This is a genomic window from Chloroflexaceae bacterium (assembly GCA_025057155.1).
In the GTDB taxonomy this organism is placed as follows: Bacteria; Chloroflexota; Chloroflexia; order Chloroflexales; family Chloroflexaceae; genus JACAEO01.
The window spans coordinates 13,024-30,569 of record JANWYD010000007.1 but is presented as its reverse complement, the minus strand read 5'-3'; the positions used below and the strand labels follow the sequence as shown (position 1 = coordinate 30,569).

General features: G+C 65.2%; 14 protein-coding genes. 5 read left to right on the top strand and 9 right to left on the bottom strand.

Features of this window, described 5'->3' with window-relative positions:
* Positions 1-28: 28 nt before the first annotated feature.
* The 3 genes from malZ to NZU74_07340 form a co-directional block, all read right to left on the bottom strand.
* Positions 29-1,864: a maltodextrin glucosidase gene (malZ, locus tag NZU74_07350; protein ID MCS6881134.1), complete on the bottom strand. Its 1,836-nt coding sequence runs from the start codon at positions 1,862-1,864 to the stop codon at positions 29-31.
* Positions 1,865-1,985: 121 nt separating this feature from the next.
* Entirely contained in the window at positions 1,986-3,491 is a 1,506-nt protein-coding gene (gltX, locus tag NZU74_07345; protein MCS6881133.1) for a glutamate--tRNA ligase, read from the bottom strand.
* A gap of 190 nt (positions 3,492-3,681) precedes the next feature.
* Positions 3,682-4,227, bottom strand: a complete 546-nt coding sequence (locus tag NZU74_07340) for a TIGR00730 family Rossman fold protein (GenBank protein ID MCS6881132.1) — start codon at positions 4,225-4,227, stop codon at positions 3,682-3,684.
* Between the two features lie 327 nt (positions 4,228-4,554).
* On the opposite strand from NZU74_07340, the gene NZU74_07335 reads away from it, so the two are divergent.
* Together NZU74_07335 and NZU74_07330 are read left to right on the top strand one after the other, a co-directional pair.
* Positions 4,555-4,830, top strand: coding sequence for a DUF4242 domain-containing protein (locus NZU74_07335; protein ID MCS6881131.1), 276 nt, complete (start codon positions 4,555-4,557; stop codon positions 4,828-4,830).
* Between the two features lie 607 nt (positions 4,831-5,437).
* The gene (locus NZU74_07330; protein ID MCS6881130.1) at positions 5,438-6,145 is read left to right on the top strand and encodes a DarT ssDNA thymidine ADP-ribosyltransferase family protein; all 708 of its coding nucleotides are present in this window, start codon (positions 5,438-5,440) and stop codon (positions 6,143-6,145) included.
* 390 nt (positions 6,146-6,535) lie between these two features.
* Here the strand turns inward: NZU74_07330 and NZU74_07325 are convergent, their stop codons facing one another.
* From NZU74_07325 to NZU74_07310, 4 genes are all read right to left on the bottom strand, one after another.
* Complete coding sequence (locus NZU74_07325) at positions 6,536-6,916, bottom strand: cytidine deaminase (GenBank protein ID MCS6881129.1); 381 nt, start codon at positions 6,914-6,916, stop codon at positions 6,536-6,538.
* Entirely contained in the window at positions 6,913-7,467 is a 555-nt protein-coding gene (locus NZU74_07320) for an AAA family ATPase (protein ID MCS6881128.1), read from the bottom strand. The genes NZU74_07325 and NZU74_07320 overlap by 4 nt, the downstream gene beginning before the upstream one ends.
* A 91-nt stretch (positions 7,468-7,558) precedes the next feature.
* Complete coding sequence (locus NZU74_07315; GenBank protein MCS6881127.1) at positions 7,559-8,053, bottom strand: hypothetical protein; 495 nt, start codon at positions 8,051-8,053, stop codon at positions 7,559-7,561.
* Positions 8,054-8,197: 144 nt separating this feature from the next.
* The gene (locus NZU74_07310) at positions 8,198-8,677 is read right to left on the bottom strand and encodes a hypothetical protein (protein ID MCS6881126.1); all 480 of its coding nucleotides are present in this window, start codon (positions 8,675-8,677) and stop codon (positions 8,198-8,200) included.
* A gap of 316 nt (positions 8,678-8,993) precedes the next feature.
* Between NZU74_07310 and tkt the strand changes: the two genes are divergently transcribed.
* A complete protein-coding gene (gene tkt / locus NZU74_07305; protein MCS6881125.1) occupies positions 8,994-11,024 on the top strand; it encodes a transketolase in 2,031 nt (676 codons plus the stop codon).
* A gap of 24 nt (positions 11,025-11,048) precedes the next feature.
* On the opposite strand, the gene larC is transcribed toward tkt, so the two are convergent.
* Together larC and NZU74_07295 are read right to left on the bottom strand one after the other, a co-directional pair.
* Positions 11,049-12,278: a nickel pincer cofactor biosynthesis protein LarC gene (larC, locus tag NZU74_07300; GenBank protein MCS6881124.1), complete on the bottom strand. Its 1,230-nt coding sequence runs from the start codon at positions 12,276-12,278 to the stop codon at positions 11,049-11,051.
* Entirely contained in the window at positions 12,275-13,027 is a 753-nt protein-coding gene (locus NZU74_07295) for an alpha/beta hydrolase (protein MCS6881123.1), read from the bottom strand. Before NZU74_07295 ends, larC begins: the two co-directional genes overlap by 4 nt.
* A 439-nt stretch (positions 13,028-13,466) precedes the next feature.
* Between NZU74_07295 and NZU74_07290 the strand changes: the two genes are divergently transcribed.
* Complete coding sequence (locus NZU74_07290; protein MCS6881122.1) at positions 13,467-14,396, top strand: DUF11 domain-containing protein; 930 nt, start codon at positions 13,467-13,469, stop codon at positions 14,394-14,396.
* 258 nt (positions 14,397-14,654) lie between these two features.
* A complete protein-coding gene (locus NZU74_07285; protein ID MCS6881121.1) occupies positions 14,655-17,423 on the top strand; it encodes a C25 family cysteine peptidase in 2,769 nt (922 codons plus the stop codon).
* The last annotated feature ends 123 nt before the right edge of the window (positions 17,424-17,546 follow it).

Here is a 17,546-nt window from a genome sequence, read left to right as displayed (position 1 = left end):
TCAATGGCGGTCGGACCGGCTGAGAAGCCTACCCGACTTGCCAGATCTGCGCCCCCACCGTCGGCAGAGCGGCGAGGGGCAGCCAGCCGCCCTGCACGCTGGTCTCGGCGCCGCTGAGGAGGTCGCGCAGGCGCGCGCCGTCGGGCAGGCCGGCGTGGCGCACCGGCATAGCGGCCAGGCCATCGTCGCCGCGCCGGGCGACGATGATCAGCCGCTCGTCGGGGGCCTCGCGCAGGTAGCCCAGGGTGTGCCCGCTGGCGTAGAGGAGCTGGAAGCCGCCCTCGCGCAGGGCGGGCGAGGCGCGCCGCAACCGCGCCAGACGCTGGTAAAAGCCCCGCAGGTCATGATCCCACTCCCGTTCGTCCCAGGGCATAGTGCGCCGGCACTCAGGGTCGCCGTCGCCCGCGAGACCCACCTCGTCGCCATAGTAGATGCAGGGCGCTCCGGGGTAGGTGAACAGCAGCACGACGGCCACCCGCAGGCGCCGGGGGTCGTGTTCGAGGACGGTGCGCACGCGGGGAGTGTCGTGGCTGCCAAGGAGGTTGAACTGCTGGATGGCGATCTGCCAGGGTATGGCGGCGCGAAAGGCCGTCCACTGCGCGGCCAGGGCGGCCGTGGGCAGGGGATGCGGATCGCTCCAGGGCTTGCGTCCGGCGCTGCCAAGCCAGTTCCAGACCGGGAAGGTGAAGCCCTGGTAGTTCATCGTGGCGTCAAGTTCATCACCCTGGAGATGGGGCGTGCCATCGAAGAAGTGCTCGCCGAGCAGATAGGCTTCGGGATTCTCGCTCTTGACGGCGCGGCGTATGCCGCGTCCCAGCTTGTGGCCCAGGTTCCAGGGCCCCTGCCGCCCGAGCATATTGGCCACGTCAATGCGCCAGCCATCGATACGGTAGGGCGGGCGCATCCACCGGCGCATCACCGCGTCGGGGCCGGCGTACATCAGGTCGCGCAGGCGCTCGCTGCGGTAATTGAGCTTCGGCAGACTGCGCACCCCCAGCCAGCACTCGTATTCGTCGGGATGGCGGTGGAACGTGAAGAACTCGGCCTCAGGGGCGCGGAGGTCGGCCAGGGCCGCCTGGAACCAGGGATGGGTGCTGCCGCAGTGGTTCGGCACAATGTCGAGCACCAGCCGCATGTCGCGGGCGCTGAGGGCGGCCCGCAGGTCGGCCAGGGCCGCGTTGCCGCCGAAGTGGGGGTCCACCTCAGTGTAATCGGCCACGTCGTACTTGTGGCTGCTCGGCGCAGTGAAGATCGGGTTGAGATAGAGCGCCGTCACGCCGAGATCCTGGAGGTAATCAAGGCGCTCGACGATCCCCTGCAGATCGCCGCCGTAGAACTCGCTGGCGCCGTGGCCCCGGCGCGGCAGGGCGTCCCAGGGCCGGGCCGCCACGGGCCGGCCGTAGCAGAGGTACTCCTCGTCGCGCACATTGTTCGTGGGATCGCCGTCGGCGAAGCGGTCGGGAAAAATCTGGTAGAACACGCTCTCGCGCACCCAGCCCGGCGCCTCGTAGCCGGCGAGCAGCACAAAGTCGTTGGCATCGGTGGGGTTATGCAACCAGACCCCCGCCGCGTTATACCAGCGGTTGCCGTCGCGCGTGCGCAGCACGAAGCGGTAGCCGGTGCGGCGCATGGTCAATCTCAGGCTGGCATGCCACCAGCGACAGCCGTCCTCGATGCCCGCCGGGGCCATGGCCGTCACCGACTCTTCGCCATCGGGACAGGTGCGGAGAAACACGGCCTCGACGGGAGCATCAACAGCAACTCGCAGCCAGAGACGGGCGCTATCGCCGAGGGCCAGGCCCGCCCGCTGCACGTAGCGCGGCGAGCCGTCGTGATGAATGGAATGGGACCAGTCCGGGAGCATGCAGGTGTGTCCATTTCATTGAGATGATGGTCCTCACCCTCCCCCCGGCCCCCTCCCTCTCCACCTGCAGTGGAGAGGGAGGGGGCGCCGAGCGCAGCGCGGCGGGGGAGGGTGAGGACCATCACCCCAGCCCCGCGATGGCGGCATCAAGGCGGGCCAGCGTGCGATCGCGACCGAGGGCGGCGAGCATATCGAAGAGGGGCGGGGCGACGGTGCGGCCGGAGACGGCCACGCGCAGCGCCCCGAAGAGCTGGCCGGGCTTGCGCTCCAGGCGCGCGCACAGGTCACGCAGCGCCGCCTCCAGGGCCTCGGGGGTCCAGGGTTCCAGGTCGCGCAGGGTGGCGTGGGCGGCTTGCAGCATCGCCGCGGTCTGGGCGGCGTCCAGCCCTTTAGGAACGAGCGAAGCCGGGGCGTAGCCCTCGGAGCCGGGCCGCGGCTCACGGAAGAAGAACTCGAGCAGGCCGGGGGCCTCGCTCAACTCCTCCAGCCGCTCGTGGATCAAGGGCACGAGGCGCACCACATAGGCGCGCTCGGCCTCGGAGGGCGGATCGCCAATCAGCCCGGCGGCGACCAGGAAGGGCAGGAGACGTTCCGCGAGATCCTCGGGAGCGAGCTTGCGGATATAGATGCCATTCATATCGCGCAGCTTCTCCGGGTTCCAGCGGGCGGGGCTGGCCTGGACCCGATCGATGGTGAACCGCTCGATCAACTCCTCGCGGCTCATAATCTCGGTTTTATCGTCATAGCTCCATCCCTGAAGAGCCAGGTAATTCATCATCGCCTCGGGCAGGTAGCCGCGCTCCCAGAACCGATTGGTGGCCACATCATCTTTGCGCTTGGAGAGCTTGCCCTTTCCGTCCTGGCGCAGGATCACCGGCAGATGGGCGAAGACGGGCGGTTCCCAGCCGAACGCCTGGTAGAGCAACACGTGATAGGGCGTGGAGGGCACCCACTCCTCGGCCCGCAGCACGTGGGTGATGCGCATCAGATGATCGTCCACCAGATGGGCGAAGTGGTAAACGGGCATGCCGCTGGTCTTGATCAGGACAATATCCTGCAACTGATCGTTCTGTACCGTAATGCCTTCGGCGCCGCGCACCAGATCGGTGAAGGTGGTCTGGCCCGTCAGGGGCGTTTTAAGGCGGATGGTGTAAGGTTTGCCGGTAGCGGCCAGTTCGCGCTGCCGTTCGAGGGGCCAGTCGCGTTCGGGGCCGCGGAAGCGGAAAGCCTTGACGCCGCGCATCTCGGCTTCGGCACGGAGCCGGGCCAGCTCCTCCTCAGTGGTGAAGGACATATAGGCGTGGCCCGACTCGAGCAACTGCTCGCTGTACACCTGGTAGATGCCCTGGTCGAAGCGCAGCGACTGGATGTAGGGGCCATACGGGCCGCCGATATCGGGGCCTTCGTCCCACTCGATGCCGACCCAGCGCAGGGAGGCCATAATATCATCGGCGGCGCCGGGCACATAGCGCTTCTCATCGGTATCCTCGATGCGCAGGATGAACTGCCCGCCGTAGTGACGGGCGAAAAGCCAGTTAAACAGGGCGGTGCGCACGCCGCCAATGTGCAGGTAGCCGGTGGGACTGGGGGCGAAACGCACCCGAACCGGAGGGGTAATCTCAATCATGCGCGGGCTCCGCTGCGGGAGATATCAGACACCCCCATAGTATACCATTTTGGATTGTGGATTTTGGATTTGGGATTGTCATAGAGCGCATGCCGGCGCCACCGGGGGGGGACGCCCATCAACAGGCGCCGGCATTACACATTGCAGGCTAACCGGGTCGCCCCGGGCCTGCGCCCGGAGGTTCGCGGACTTACGCGCCGCGTTCGAGCAGATTCATCAACTCGGGAACGCTTCTGGTCACCGTGAACAGGTGAAAATGTTCAGGCTGGATGAACCCGGAGGCGCGGGCGTGCTCAAAAAACTGGAGCAGGGGCTGGAAGAAGCCCGCGGTATCCAGCAAATAGATCGGCTTATTATGGTAGCGCAACTGGCGCAGAGTGAGAGTCTCGACCGTCTCCTCGAGCGTGCCAAAGCCGCCGGGGAGAGCGACGAAGGAGTCGGAGCGTTCAAACATCAGCGCCTTGCGTTCGCGCAGGGTTTCGGTAACGATCAACTCGCTCGCTTCAGTAAAGCCCTGTTCGCGTTCGAGCAGGGCGCGGGGGATGACCCCGATCACCTGACCGCCCACGGCGAGGGCGGCGCGAGCAGCCACGCCCATCAAACCCACGCTCCCGCCACCATAGACCAGCCGCCACCCACGCGCTGCCACCGCCTGGCCAAATGCCGCCGCGTCGGCGGCGAAGGCCGGGTTCGTGCCGGAATGGGAGCCACAGTACAGACAGATCGAGCGCTTCATAGACGTCCTCCACCGCGGGGCAGGCGCCCCCTGCACGCGCGCAGGCTGGCGCAACAGATACGCTGCTTAAATGATACGGTTCGTATTGTACACCAGGGAGTAATTCGGGAGTGATCGCCGAGAAACACAACCGGCGACAATAGGTTATAATCAAGGAGCTTCCCCCACGGATTCGAGGCAGGCGAACACCCCTTCCGGGAGGTTTAGCGACGTCATTGTCTGCTCAGGACCTTGGCCCGGGGGCGGGAAGGGGCGCCGCGCGACTCCTGGCCGCAGGTTGCAGAGGATAGGGAACGAGGGTTTCCCTGCCACATGACAAGGAGGTCGATGATGCCAAAGTACGTGATCGAGCGCGAGCTTCCTGGAGCGGGCAAGCTCTCGGCCCAGGAGTTGCAGGCCATCTCACAGAAATCGTGCGACGTGCTGCACGGCATGGGGCCGCGGATCCAGTGGCTGCACAGCTACGTCACCGACGACAAGATCTACTGCGTGTACATCGCGCCCGACGAAGCGACGATCCGGGAACACGCGGAAAAGGGTGGCTTTCCGGCCAATCGCATCTCCGAGGTCCGAACGGTGATTGACCCGACGACGGCGGAGTAGTTTCGCCCCGTCACCCTGCCCGCGGTTCGGTCGCCGGCCAGTGGCGGCGGGGCCGCGGGCGGTTATGTAGAAACCTTCGAACAGGACTTCAAGATATTTTCTCTGTGAATTAAGGTTTCCCAGTACGTTATTCGCTCTGTAATGTTGAGCTAGATAAAGCATATCCCGCTTGCTAACAGGGTATAGCATTGAATGCGCTTAGGGTGGCAAAAATCAGGCGGACGTCTTTGCCAAACCACTCAGGTGATGCGGGCCTGTAACTCAACTGTTCAGCCGCCTCCTGAAATAGGATTTGTGCAAACTTCGTGAGGTTGGCCCCAAATCCGCCGCATGAGACAGACTTTGCACAAGCTCTGTCTCCTGAAAGGAGACCGCAGACTTTATATTATTAGTTGAACAACTGTGCCGCTCAACTCTTGAAAGGTTAGGGGTACTATGAAGAAGCCTCCTATCAAAGGTCTCTATTACATTACGCATATCAATAATATTCGTTCCATCCTTCAAGAGGGCATACTGTCACACGCTCTCGTGGAAGCGAAAGGCATCGACTATACACCAATTTATGACGCACAAATAGTGAGCAATCGTCAAAAGAGAACAACGCCTGATGGCAAGAGTCTTTGGGAGTTTGCTAATGTTTACTTTCAACCTCGCAATCCAATGCTTTACCGTGTCATACAAGACAAGAAATGATGACATAGTTGTTCTTAGAATTCGCCAAGATTTACTTGCTCGATCAGATATATTTATTTCAACAGGAAATGCAACGACATCAGAAATTCAATCTGCTGAACAAAGCTTGAAGAGCATTTCTCAAATGTGGGATATTATCAACAATGAATGGTGGAAAGAAGAAGACGGTTCCAAGCGCAAAATAATGGCCGAGTGTCTTGTTCCTGATATCATTCCTTCTGAACTAATTGATACAATTTATGTGGCGAATCACACTATAGCTAAGAAAGTAAGGGAATTAATACATCTATTGCAAGTGTCTATTATGCCAGAGTCATACATGTTCTTTCAGCCTAAGCAGCAGCACAAGATCACTCAAAGTCTTTACCTTATCGAAGGGGATATGTTCTTTTCACAAATGCAAACACTTACGATTAGCGTAAACACCGTAGATGTAATGGGTAAAGGGCTGGCGTCCAGGGCAAAGTATCAATTCCCTGACGTTTATGTATACTATCAAGATATTTGTCGCAAGAAAATATTAATGATGGGCAAGCCCGCCTTGTATAAACGTGAAGCATACTTCGACAGACAACTTGCAGATGGTCCTTCAGGTCTTCCAAATCTTAATTCAAACAAGTGATTTTTTGCTTTTTCCAACAAAAAACACTGGAGGGAACGCTCTGATATTATAGGCATTGAGGAGGGGTTGAAATGGATTAAAAATAACTAAAAAGAAGGCATTATATCGCTTGCAATGCCAGCCCTGGGTTGTGGTTTAGGAGGTCTGTCTTGGCGGGAGGTAGACCCTTTAATGTGCAGATATTTGTCGCAATTAGAGATCCCTGTCAGAATTTATCTGCCAAGAGAGCAAGAAGTAACGCCAGAAGTTTTGAAGGCCGATTTTCTGTTAAAGAAATAGCCCTTAAAGCTTGCATTTAAGCCGTTTTTGCACTCTCCGGACAGGCATAGCGCCCAACGGGATGCGACGCTGTGGTATGGGGCATTCAAATCGAAGGCGAACGGCGGAGGCTTACCCCAACCCGAACGCATCAGGCAACAGATCGGCGATGGGCACAGGGCGATCGAGATCGGCTTCGCTGAGGATCAGCAGGGCGGGGGCGAACTCGATGAGGGCCTGCAGGCAGTCGCCGCAGGGGTAGGGCATGTCGGCGCCAGCGCCGGCCACGGCCAGCGCCGTGAAGCGGCGCGCGCCCGCGGCCCAGGCGCTGATCAGCGCCGCCTTCGCCGCGCAGACGCTGGAGGCGTAGTTGGCGACCTCCAGGTTGCCTGCGGCGAAGATGCGCCCGTCCTCGGCCAGCAGCGCCGCCCCGCCCTGCCGCCCCGTGCGCGGCGCATGGGCCAGCGCCGTGGCCCGCCGCGCGGCGTCCAGCAAGCTCGCGAAGTCTGTCATTCCCGCTCCTGCGTCAACCGGTCGAACAGCGCATCCACCCGCGCGTTCAGCGTCGCCAGGTCGCCATCGTTGACGATAAGCTGATCAGCCATAGCAATTGGCCCGCCTTTCTCGATGTGCTCGATCTCGCGCTCGTCGCGGGCCTCGGCCTCGGCCGGGGTGAGAGGCCGCTCGTCGCGCGCGGCCAGCCGCCGGTAGCGCTCCGCCCGCGGGGTATAGACCGCGACGACCACCAGGTCGTCGCCGAACTCACGTTTCAGGGTTTTGTACTCGCTGAAGCTGTACAGCCCATCAATAATCACGGCCGGATGCTCGGCGAGCAGAGCGCGGATCTGCGGCAGGGCGAACCGGGCGCACACGTCCATCCCGTGGGTCGCGCGCAGCTCCTCGCGCACGGCCCGTTCGTGCTCGGGAGTGATCGGCAGGCCCCTGGCCAGCACCTCGCGGATGATGAACTCGCCGAAGCGGATCGTCGGCAGTCCCTTCTCGGCCAGCCGCCGCGTCACCTGGCTCTTGCCTGAACCGGCCATCCCTACGATTGCCAGGACCATGGCTGTGATTCCTTCGCTACGCACCTGGTGTGGTTCTGCGGCCCGGTAGCCCTTGCCTTCGGAAGAGGCTCTGTCCCTGAACTCTCCCCGGTCAGGCCGAGGTTTCGGCCCAGAGGAAGACGATGCGCTCATCGCCGACAATGATCAGGCCGTTGTCGAACATAGCCGCGCTGATGGAGCGCCAGCCGAGCACCTCCTGCCCGTTGATGTCGTAGAGGGCGAAGTCGCCGCTGATGGCCCCGTTAGTGAAGTAGCGGGCGCGGCCCGGCACGAGGTCGAGCACGCGCCGGGCAAGCTCCTGGGCCTGCGCTGGCGGAACGACCTGCACCGGGTAGGCCAGGTCGCCGCCGATGAGATGGGTGAGGAGTTTGACCGCGATGCGGCGAGGTATCTCGACCCAGTGGTCGCCGAGACCCTGATAGCCCAGTTCCACAGCCAGGGCGTCGCAGGCAGCGGCGGGATGGACCGGATCGGCGGCCAGACGGCGCACGGCGAACGTCAGCGGGTAACTCGACGCGCGGGCGCGGTCGAGGTCGCGCGCGAGGGCGGCGATGGCCGGGTCGGAATCGGGCCGGAGATCAGCCATACGGTTGAGAGCGAACGGACCGGGCGCCTGGCGTCACCGCCGTATTGTAGAGGATGCAGGCGGGCGATGCAAACGGACGGGGGGTAATGAACGCGCCCGGCGGCGTAACGCCGCCGGGCCGGCTCTACGCCGCCGGGCCGGCTTCTACGCCGCCAGGCCCAGCGCCGAGGCCAGTTCGGCCAGGGCCTGCCGCTCGAGGTCGCTGACCGCCGTACCGCCGAAGCCGAGGAAGCCCCCTTCCTTGCCGGCCTCGGCAGCCTTCTGGGCCGTATCGTAGAGGAACTGCCTGAAGGCCCGGCCCTCCTCCGGCGAGCGACCCTCGACCAGGGCTATGGCCTGGTTGACCGTATTCACGGCAAAGGTTTTGGCCTCTTCCTTGCTGGAGAACTTCGGCAGATCGGGCTTGATCGCGCGCGCCTCGAGATCGGCGGCAAGATCCTTGACGATCTGAAGCGAGGCTGCGTCTTTGGCGCCTTCGATGATGCCGCTGACGGCGGCGAACATCTCTTTCATCAACCCGATCGGACCGCTGGGATCGGCCATCGAGATGTACATCGCGGTAACGACCGGCGCGAGACCGATGGTTTGCCACTCTTCGGGGGTGAAATCCGACTTCGAGGCCATTCGATTGTCCTTTCCTCCCTTGATGTCGCTTCCTTCGCCATTGCCGCAACGACGCGGCGCGCCAGTGAAAGCCGGAGTATGGCCGTCAGGCGAGCTTTGCAGACATGACGGCGCATATGGCCATTGGGTCACTCGGTCGGCGCCAGACTCCTCCTGAGGCAGGCCCTGACCTCCGCGCAGGGCCCCGGGCTGCAAGACGCCGCCGCCAGAAGGGGCTATCGCATTAGCTCTGCGGTTGCCGTAATGCTACGAGAAGCAGCGAGCCGCGGTGCTATAATGCTCAGGTCATAGCCACACTGTCACCAAGGAGCAACGTATGACCAACGAGACGGGCGCAGGAGAACTGGGGCAGGCTGAGATTGACCGGCTCTGCGCGAATGCGATCCGCGCCCTGGCGATTGACGCGATCGAGGCGGCGAAGAGCGGCCATCCAGGGCTGCCGCTGGGCATTGCCGACGCCGCTTATGTGTTGTGGACCCGCTTTTTGAAGCACAACCCCGCCGATCCCGCCTGGCCGGATCGGGATCGTTTCGTGCTCTCGGCAGGGCACGGCTCAATGCTGCTCTATGCGCTGCTGCACCTCAGCGGCTACGACCTGAGCCTCGACGACCTGCGCGCCTTCCGGCAGTGGGAGAGCAAAACTCCCGGCCACCCCGAATATGGCCTGACTCCCGGCGTGGAGACGACCACCGGCCCGCTGGGGCAGGGGTTCGGGATGGCGGTGGGAATGGCCATGGCCGAACGCTGGCTCGCCGAGCGTTTCAACCGACCTGGTTTTCCCATCGTTGACCATTACACGTATGTCCTGTGCTCCGACGGCGACCTGATGGAGGGCATCAGCCACGAGGCGGCGAGTCTGGCCGGGCACCTGCAACTGGGCAAACTGATTGCGCTCTACGACTCGAACCTGGTCTCGCTCGATGGCCCGACCGAACTGACCTTCACCGAGGATGTGGCCGCGCGCTTCGCCGCCTATGGCTGGCAGGTGCTGCACGTGGACGGGCGCCAGATGGCCGAGGTGGCCGAGGCGCTGGCCGAGGCGCGGGCGGAGCGCAGCCGGCCCTCGCTGATCATCGCCCGCACGGTGATCGGCTACGGAAGCCCGAATAAGGCCGGCAAGCACATCGTCCATGGCGAACCGCTGGGGGCTGAAGAGGCCCGGCTGACCAAGGCCAACCTGGGCTGGCCCCTCGAACCGGCCTTCTACGTGCCCGAGGCGGTGTACGAGCACATGCATCTGGTGCTGGAGGTGGGCGACCGGCGCCAGCGGGAGTGGACCGCGCTCCTGGCGCGCTACCGGACGAGTTACCCGGAACTGGCGGCCCTCTGGGAACAGATGCAGAGCCGCGCGCTCCCCGCCGACTGGGAGGCGCTGCTCCCACCCTTCGCGCCCGACCCGCAGGCTAAGGGCACGCGGGTGGCCTCCGGGCAGGCGCTGAACGCGCTGGCGCCGGTCGTGCCTGGGTTGCTGGGCGGCTCGGCCGACCTGGGCGGCTCGAACCACACCACGCTCAAGGGCGCGGCGCCGCTGAGCGGCGCGAGCTTCGCCGGGCGCAACATCTACTTCGGGGTGCGCGAGCACGCCATGGCGGCGGCGCTCAATGGGATGGCGCTCCACGGTGGGATTATTCCTTACGGCGGCACTTTCCTGGTGTTTAGCGACTACATGCGCCCGGCCATTCGGCTGGCGGCGCTCATGGGCCTGCAGGTGGTGTTCGTGTTCACCCACGACAGCATTGGCCTGGGTGAGGATGGCCCCACCCACCAGCCGGTCGAGCATCTGATGTCGCTGCGGCTCATCCCCAACCTGCACGTTTTCCGGCCCGCCGATGCCAACGAGGTGCGCATGGCCTGGCGGCACGCCCTCGAACGGCGCGACGGCCCGACGGCCCTGGTGCTCACCCGCCAGAATGTGCCCACGTTTGATCGCCAGCGGCTGGCGCCGGCGGAGGGCGCGCTGCGGGGCGGCTACGTGCTGCGTGACGCCGAAGGGGCGCAGGCCCTGCTGATCGCCTCGGGTTCCGAGGTGGCCGTGGCCCTCGAGGCCGCCGATCTGCTGGCCGAGCGCGGCGTCGCGGCGCGGGTGGTGAGCCTGCCCTGCTGGGAGCTGTTCGAGGCCCAGGAGCGCGATTACCGAGAGAGCGTGCTGCCGCCCGCTATGACGGTGCGGGTGGCGATTGAGGCGGGGCGCACCCTGGGATGGGAACGCTATCTCGGACCTCGTGGCATAGCTCTGGGCGTGGATCGTTTCGGAGCCTCGGCGCCTTATCAGGAATTGTTCAGGCGCTACGGCCTCACCGCCCGTCATGTAGTTGAGGCGACGCTGGCCTTGTTGCGCGAGGCATAGAGCGATTTTCGATTGCGGATTGCACTAGCTGGCGCCCTCCTCCAACCCCGACGTCTCGGCGGCCCGGACGGCGGCCGCATATACCTGCGCCAGCGGGATGTTGTGGGCGCGGGCGATGGCGGCGCAGTCCTCGTACTCAGGGGCCAGACCTGCGACCGCACCGTTGAGGAGCTTGCGCTTGACCCGCACCGCACCCCAGGGGGTGGATGCCATCACCCAGTCGCGAGCGGCCGCCTGGCGCTCCACGGGTGACCAGCGCACCCCCAGGCTTGGTGTCTCGCGGAGCATCAGCTCGGCGAGCGTGGTCACCTGTTCCGCGCGAGCCAGACAGGCGAGATGCAGCCCCGGACGGCCCTTTTTCATAACCAGGGGCGCGGCCCAGGCATCGAGGGCGCCGGCGGCGAGCAGACGTTCGATGGCATAGGCGACCCCTTCGCCGGTGGCGTCGTCGAGGTTGCAGCGCAGTTCGTAAAGCGTTTCAGGATGGCCGGAGGAGTTGCCGCCGGTTGCCGCCGGCTCAGCGCCGGAGTCCGGGTACGCTTCGCCGATCCAGACTCGCAGGCCGTTGAGCCGGGGAAACTCCCTGCGGCCCAGGCCATAGCCAACCCTGCGCACGATCATCGGGGGTTGCGTGAAGCGGGCGAGTTCGGCCAGGAGCGCCGCGGCGGTGGGCGTAACCAGTTCGCCGTCACTGCCGGGCGGGGCGGGCAGCACCGGCGCGCCGGCCTCGGCCAGAAGTGCCAGAGTGGCCGGCGCCGGCACGGGCAGCGGGCCGTGCTGCGTCGGCACCCAGCCCCGTCCCAGGGGCAAGGGCGAGGCGTAGACGCGCTCGACCCCCAGCAGGGCCAGCCCGACACAGACGCCGACGGTGTCAACGATGCTGTCAACGGCGCCGATCTCGTGGAAATGCACATGCTCAACCGGCACGCCGTGAATAGCGGCCTCGACCCGGGCGAGGCGCGCGAACGCGCCTATGGCCCAGGTTCCCGCTGGCGAGGGCAGGTCCGCTGCGGCAAGCAGGGCGCGGATCTGCGCCCAGTCGCGCGGAGGTTGGTCCTCGCGTGTGGCAATCTCAAGTCGGGCGCCCATCACGCCGTGGCTGAGGGCGCGTCGGACAGTGAGAGTATACCCGTCGAGACCCAGCCCGTTCAGGGCCGTTTGCAGCGCGGCGACTTCCAGCCCGGCGTCCAGTAACGCCGCGAGGAGCATGTCTCCCGCGGCGCCGTGAAAACAATCGAAATAGGCAACCTTCATGGCGCTAACCCGTGGTCGTGGAGAAAGCGTCGCACCCGTTCGCGGAAGGCAGCAGGATTGCGCCAGGACAGCAGGTGCCCGGCTTCGGGCTCGTACACCAGCCGCGCGCCCCGGATACCCGCCACGATAATCTGCGCCTGCGCGTTCGGCACGAACGGGTCCCGGCCTCCCTGGAACACCAGCACCGGAACGTGGATGGCCTCCAGGCAGGGAGCAACAACGGTGCGCGCAGCGGCCATGAGTTCGATAGCATACTCGACGCCGGCGTTCAGACGCGGCCACCAGTCTTCACCGTGCTGGGCGCGCATGTAACGGTGCCAGGATGGTGACATGTTCGTAGTACTGTGGTGATGGGCGTCCACCGTGGCCGTGGTTACCTGGTAAAAAACGCCATCGAGGATCAGGGCCGCGATGCGGTCAGGGCGATGGCAGATGGCGTTGAGGGCGGTGATGCCGCCAGCGCTCATGCCGAACACCGGCACGGGCGCGTCGAACATTGCGCCGAGGAAATCGGCCATGGCTTCGCCCTGCATGGCAAAATAGCGCGTCGTAAACAGCCCCTCGGGCCGCGCCGAGCGACCGTGACCGAGCAGGTCCACGCTGATGACCCGGTGCTCGTCGGCAAAACGGGCCGCGAGGCGAGCCTGTGTAGCCGCGGTGTAGGTATTGCCATGCAGTAATATCAGCGGCGGGCCTGATCCCGCGTCCAGATAGTGCAAGGGGCCGTGGCGGGTTGGAACGAGGTTCAAGCGATTTCCTCTCCAGCAGGGGCGCGGGGAAATCGGTCTGCCCCGCGTCTGTCCAATCGGCGTCAGAGGGTGTTCCTCTACCTCGCTGCGCCCGGCGCCCCCTCCCTCTCCACAAGAGGTGGAGAGGGAGGGGGCTGGGGGAGGGTGAGGACCTGGACAGCCTATTGTGGGCGATCCTACGCCGGGGCCTTCGCGCCGTCAAGAGGCATTGCCAATCCGGCGCACCGTGACCAGAATAAGGTTTCAGCCGTCCATACTTAGTTGAGAACCTTGCTATGTGCATTGCTTTTCAGCAAGGGATGTTAGGATAGCGCCAGTACGTCGGGCGGGGGTGCGCAGAACCCGGTTTTCCCTCACCCGTACAATAGCCTGTATCCAGGTGAGATCCTAATCTGTATCGTACGCACAAGGAACCTTTCACCAGCGCTAGGAGTCAACAATGAAGGCTGCACCTGGGCGAGCGCTCCTCTTCCTCATCGGAATCTTGCTCGTCGGATGGGGGTTGTTGCCGCGCCAGAGCATGCCTGCCGTGGCAGCGCCGGTGTTGCTCATTACCGAGAGCCCTACTGGAGAGCCGGCCACGCGCACCCCGGAACCACCGACGGCAACGCTCCCCCCGGCCACGGCGACGCCGCCCCCGGCCACGGCGACGCCGCCCCCGGCCACAGTGACGCCGCCCCCGGCCACGGTGACGCCGCCCCCGGCCACGGTGACGCCGCCCGCGACGCCAACCAGCCCTCCGCCACCGCAAGAGGAGGAGCGCCCACGCGATACGCCCACGTCAACGGCAACGCCGACTGCAACCCAAACTGCGACCCCGACCGCGACGCCTACGCCATCGCTAACAGCCACGCCGGCGGTTCTGGCCGATCCGGCGATCAGCAAAGCGGTTGATCCGCAGGTTGGCGTAGTAGGGGCCGATGTTACGTATACGATCGTCGTTTCGAACATTGGCGGCAGTGTGGCAACCGGCGTCGTTGTCGAGGACACGCTTCCCTCCTTCCTGACGATCCTGTCGGCGACGGCTGATCGGGGTGAAGTGAGCGTGAGCGGAAACACCGTCCGGGTGAGCATTGGCGAGCTGGCGCCGGGCGAGTCGATCACCGTCCGTATCGTGGCGCGGGTGACGCAAGCGCCCCGGCCGCCGAACAATCGGAACCTGGCCAGCGTGTCGAGCAACAGTCCAGACGCTAACCCGAACAACAATCAGGCTTCGGCAGCCCTGGGCAGCCCGCCGCCAGCCTCATTGCCCGGCACTTCGTCAGGCAATGACGGGGTGTTGCCTGCCCTGGCAATCATGCTTGGCCTGATGCTGATCGCGGGGAGCTTGCTGGTGCGCCGCAGGGCGCGACCCGGGGCGCGTTCCTGACCTGCAATTTGAAGGGATGAGGGATGACAGAGGCGGCGCGGCCTTTTGGAGCAGAATCCCGGCAACATCCTGTTGTTGTATGGGAGGCTCAAGGAGAGCCGCGCCCTCCTCCGACGTTTTGACATTATCCTTATGCCACTTCCTGTTGAACACCTTGCCCGCGTATCATCGCCAGGCCCCATCAGAACACCATACAGCGCAATCTAAAATCCAAAATCCGCAATCCAAAATGATATTAGACCAACGCCAGGAAACGACATGAAAACGCCCCTTTCAGCCCTCCTCTCGATCGTCCTGGCTCTGCTTTTTGTTGTCCAGGCGCCCGCATTGATCACCGCCCGGTCCGAGCCTCCCGGCCCGCGCGCCGGTGCACTGGCCGGCACAGACGGCGTTACGCTGCGCCTGGAGTGGCCGGAGGGGCCCGGGCCAGCCTCCGCGGCGCCCCCGGCTTCAACACTGGTCGCGCTGCTGTTGCCTGCCGAAGGTGATGCCGCTCCCCGACTGACCAGGCTGCAACAGACGCCGTGGAGCGGCGACGCGCCGGACCGCGCCCCTTTGCCTGTCCGGACCCATCCGGATGGCGAGGTGTACCCGCCGCTGCCGGAGTTTGCAACGCTCCCTGTGGCCGCCGGGCCGATTACCCTGCTCCGCGAAGGATGGCTGCGCGATCAGCGCCTGGGCGTGTATGCCCTCAACCCGGTCTACGTGGCCGGCGACGCCGCGTTCCGGGTGGAAGTGGCCGAAGCGCTTGTTCCCGGCGCGCGCCCGGCTGACATCAGCGCCCTGGCGCGACTGGAGGCGCGGCCCTTCACGACCGGGGCCCCTGCGCCCGACCCGCTGGCCGGCGAGCCGGCCTGGAAGATCACCGTAACCGCGCCCGGCATCCAGGAACTCACCGCAGCGGACCTGGCTGCCGCCGGGCTGAACCTGGCCCAGGCCGATCCGGCGACGCTGCGCCTGCGCTACCGAGGACGCGATGTTCCCGTGGAGATCCTGCGCGCCGCCGACGGCACCCCGGCGGCCCTGCGCTTCTACGCCGAGCCGGGCGATCGCTGGAACGCCGCATCCACCTTCTGGCTGACCGCGGGCCGGGGCGCCGGGGCGCTTATGGCCGTTCGCGATGCCACCGCTACCGACGCGCCGCTCCGCACCACTGCAATTGAACAGGGTATCTGGCGCTCCAATCAGATCCTCGAGAGTCGCCTTCCCGGTCCTGATGGCGATCACTTCTTCAGCGCCGATCTACGCGTGGCATCGCCCCCAAACCCGCCGGATAGCGTGATCGCCGCCATTACCCCCGTGCTCCCGCCGAACGGGCCGCTCACCCTCACCCTTCAGGGCGCAACCCTGCGGCGCGGCGATTTTACGCTCTGCGCGCGGGCCGGCGCGCCTCCCGCCGACCCCTCCTACCGGCCCTGCGCCACCGCCGGGCAGCCAGAAGGCATCGCCCGCTGGAGCGGCCGGGGAACCTGGTCGGAACGGGTGAGTCTGCCGGCCTTTGCCACCCAGGTGACGGTCTGGTTGCTACCTGAGAGAGGCGCCGACCAGGTGCACCTGGACGGCGTGGCATGGGAGGCGCCGGTGAGCCTCGACCTGCGCGGCAACGGCGCCCGCTTCGTGGGCAGCGCCGGGCGCTTCCGCTACCAGCTCGAGGGATTGCCCTCAGGCGCGACGCTGTATGATGTAAGTGATCCGCGGGCGCCCGCGCGATTGAACTTTAGCGGGGCCGCCTTCGAGGACAACGCGCCCGCGCCCCGCACCTATCTGGTCACCGGGCCGGGCACGCTGCACCGGCCCGCGGTAGCGGCCCATGCGCCCGTCACCCTGCCCCGTAACGCGCAGACAGTGTACATCGCGCCGCGGGCCTTTCTCGAAGCGCTTGAGCCGCTCATCGCCCACCGCCGCGCCCAGGGGTGGACGGTGGCGACCGTGGCGGTCGAAGCCCTCTACGATGCCTGGAGCGGCGGGGAGGTGCATCCGGAGGCGATCCGCAGCTTCCTGCGCTATGCCGCCGCAAGCTGGGAGACCGCCCCGACGGCCGTCGTGCTGGTCGGCGATGGCGCCTCCGACCCGCGCAACTACCTCGGACGCAACAACCGCACCTGGATCCCTCCCTACCTGGCTATGGTTGACCCCTGGCTCGGCGAAACGGCCTGCGAGACCTGTTTCGTCCGCCTCCAGGGCGATGACCCGCTTCGCGATCGCCTGCCGGATATGTGGCTGGGGCGTCTACCCTCCAAGAGCGTTGAAGAAACAGCGGCCCTGGCGGCGAAGATCCTGGCGTATGAGCGCAGCGGCCTGCTGGGCGGCTGGCGGGCGCGCCTGGCCTACATCGCCGATAACCCCGACATCGGCGGCAACTTCGCCCTTGCTGCGGAGGAAAGTATTGCCCTCCACTCGCCGCGGGCGCGGATCACGCGGGTCTACTACGACCCCGAGGCGCCTGCGGGCGACCCCTGGCGCGAACGCGACCCGCTGGCGGCGTTGAGCCGCACGATGGGCGCCTTTGACAATGGCGCGGCGTTTATCACCTTCCTCGGCCACGGCTTGCAGTTCCAGTGGGCCTATACCGGGCCGCCGCTGCAGCCCGACGCCCCGCAGGATCGGCAGTACCTCCTGGGTCTGTTCGAGGTGGACGACCTGCGCAATACCGGGCGGCTGCCGGTCGTGCTGGCGTTATCCTGTCTTACCGGCGCCTTCCAGACCCCGGCATTCACCGGCACGTCAATTGATGAGCGCCTGGTCGTGCGACCCGACGGCGGGGCAATTGCCAGTTGGAGCTCGACCGGGTTGGGGGTGCTCTACGGCCACGATGCGTTGCAACGGGGCTTCTACCAGGCGCTGTGGGCCGCGCCGCGGCCCGCGCCCCTGGGAGCGCTGACGCTGGCCGGCCACCTGGAACTGTTCACAGCGTCGGCGTGCTGCCAGGAAACCGGCAGCACCTTCACGCTGCTCGGCGACCCCCTTACTGCTCCCCGGGCGAATCTGGCGGGAGAGAGCCTGTATCTGCCAATTACGCGGCGGTGATCTGATGAGAATTAAGAAATGAATCCGGTATCCTGGCGCTATCACGTCGCGCGTGCTCTGAGCTGCGGGCTAAAGCCATCGCTCAGGACGTGGAAGCCCCGGAGGGGCTTTCATGACCTCAGC

What these genes read in the sequence shown, in the direction of transcription:
- malZ (MCS6881134.1), bottom strand. Translation starts at nt 1,864, where the DNA reads ATGCTCCCGGACTGGTCCCATTCCATTCATCACGACGGCTCGCCGCGC.
- gltX (MCS6881133.1), bottom strand. Translation starts at nt 3,491, where the DNA reads ATGATTGAGATTACCCCTCCGGTTCGGGTGCGTTTCGCCCCCAGTCCC.
- NZU74_07340 (MCS6881132.1), bottom strand. Translation starts at nt 4,227, where the DNA reads ATGAAGCGCTCGATCTGTCTGTACTGTGGCTCCCATTCCGGCACGAAC.
- NZU74_07335 (MCS6881131.1), top strand. Translation starts at nt 4,555, where the DNA reads ATGATGCCAAAGTACGTGATCGAGCGCGAGCTTCCTGGAGCGGGCAAG.
- NZU74_07330 (MCS6881130.1), top strand. Translation starts at nt 5,438, where the DNA reads ATGGCAAGAGTCTTTGGGAGTTTGCTAATGTTTACTTTCAACCTCGCA.
- NZU74_07325 (MCS6881129.1), bottom strand. Translation starts at nt 6,916, where the DNA reads ATGACAGACTTCGCGAGCTTGCTGGACGCCGCGCGGCGGGCCACGGCG.
- NZU74_07320 (MCS6881128.1), bottom strand. Translation starts at nt 7,467, where the DNA reads ATGGTCCTGGCAATCGTAGGGATGGCCGGTTCAGGCAAGAGCCAGGTG.
- NZU74_07315 (MCS6881127.1), bottom strand. Translation starts at nt 8,053, where the DNA reads ATGGCTGATCTCCGGCCCGATTCCGACCCGGCCATCGCCGCCCTCGCG.
- NZU74_07310 (MCS6881126.1), bottom strand. Translation starts at nt 8,677, where the DNA reads ATGGCCTCGAAGTCGGATTTCACCCCCGAAGAGTGGCAAACCATCGGT.
- tkt (MCS6881125.1), top strand. Translation starts at nt 8,994, where the DNA reads ATGACCAACGAGACGGGCGCAGGAGAACTGGGGCAGGCTGAGATTGAC.
- larC (MCS6881124.1), bottom strand. Translation starts at nt 12,278, where the DNA reads ATGAAGGTTGCCTATTTCGATTGTTTTCACGGCGCCGCGGGAGACATG.
- NZU74_07290 (MCS6881122.1), top strand. Translation starts at nt 13,467, where the DNA reads ATGAAGGCTGCACCTGGGCGAGCGCTCCTCTTCCTCATCGGAATCTTG.
- NZU74_07285 (MCS6881121.1), top strand. Translation starts at nt 14,655, where the DNA reads ATGAAAACGCCCCTTTCAGCCCTCCTCTCGATCGTCCTGGCTCTGCTT.